Origin of the sequence: Psychrobacter sp. FME6 (assembly GCF_014861365.1) — a bacterium.
Lineage (GTDB): Bacteria > Pseudomonadota > Gammaproteobacteria > Pseudomonadales > Moraxellaceae > Psychrobacter.
On the sequence record NZ_RRYW01000192.1, the window covers coordinates 1 to 1404 of the forward strand.

At 36.9% G+C, this 1404-nt stretch carries 1 protein-coding gene and 1 pseudogene; one reads left to right on the forward strand and one right to left on the reverse strand.

All coding sequences use genetic code 11. The features are described from left to right. The first annotated feature begins 678 nt into the window (after positions 1 to 678). Complete coding sequence (locus EI162_RS14150; protein ID WP_192524936.1) at positions 679 to 1038, forward strand: hypothetical protein; 360 nt, start codon at positions 679 to 681, stop codon at positions 1036 to 1038. Between the two features lie 242 nt (positions 1039 to 1280). On the opposite strand, the pseudogene EI162_RS14735 reads toward EI162_RS14150, so the two are convergent. Further along, positions 1281 to 1404: pseudogene (locus tag EI162_RS14735) on the reverse strand (IS30 family transposase); the annotation flags it as partial.

A 1404-nucleotide genomic window follows, 5' to 3' on the forward strand; every position in this document is an offset into this window, starting at 1 on the left:
TTTGTGTCTTCATAACCTCAAATATATCATCTTGCTTTGGCTGTCACCCTCCTTTATTTCTTCAGCATACTTTCTGACACACCACCCATAATTTTATTCCTCAAATATACGATCAATACTATGATTTGTGTTGATTGTTATTGGTATTAATGGTTTTATAACTTTTAGTTCAATCCTTTGATTTAACGCTTTTACCAAGTTTATTAAAGACAAGCTCTCATAAATTATACTGTGTTCACCGATGCTAATAGCGTCTTTCCAAATAGCGTCCTTCCTAATAGCTTGTTTTTTTCTAATAGTTTATTTCTACTAGGACATGCCCTAGCATCATATTGGTTGGCCAATTAACCAGTCATTTCGCCCACAAGACACAGTAAATTAGCAAAAATTAGCACAAAATGTAGGCTTAGAAAAGCCTTTCAGAATAGACGGATATTATTGATTATACGTCGATTAATTTGAAATCTTGTATTAATAGTTATAATAACTAAAGCAGTTAAAACCTTAGGTAGAGTTTTATTGTTACTTAATTGTACGGCCTATTTCCATTTAGAATGAAAACATATAGAATGCGTGGAAGCTGAGTAGCTGTAACTGAGACTAGTTGACTTCTGAGATGAATCGGATTTCAACCTTTGTTGCTGCTACTGCTCATTTCATTTTTCTGGAGAAAACATTATGAATCTTAAATTACTTGCTCTAGCTGGTATCATGACTGCATCTATGGGCCTAACTGCCTGTGACAGCAACAAAGAAAACGCTGCTGAAGATTTATCTGACGCACAAGAAGAAGTGCAAGACGCACAAGAAAATCTAGACGACGCTGCTGCTGAAGGCGAAGTTGTTCCTGCTGATGCAGAAGCTGCTGTTGCTGACGCTGAAGCTGACATCGCTGATGCACAAGTTGCTACTGCTACTGACGAAATCGACGCTGAAGTTCCTGTAGACGGCGACACTACTAGCGTTGACGTAGCTAGCGAAACACCTGCTGTTGATGCAGCTGACGACGTTGTTGTCGTTGAAGAAGAAGCTCAGTAATTTTATTGTTCATACAATAAGTACACTGTAGTAAAAAAAAGAGAGCCTATGCTCTCTTTTTTTGTGCCTGTCATTTATAACTAACCATGCCTATTACTTACAATCTTTCGTGGCCAATAAAAAGACAAAACACCTAAAGCATCAACACAGCATTGTATGTCAGATCATTTCTAAAAATCAGAATAATAAAGGAACGAGTGTAAGTGTTTTATCTTACTTAGATTAACACACCAAGTGCAACGCTAAATTATATTATACAACACCTGATTGGGCGTTTTAAACCCTAAGCGTTTTCTTGGTCTGTTGTTTAGTTTATTCTCAATGTCCTGTATCTCATTATCAGAGACTTGTCTAAAGTCACAACCC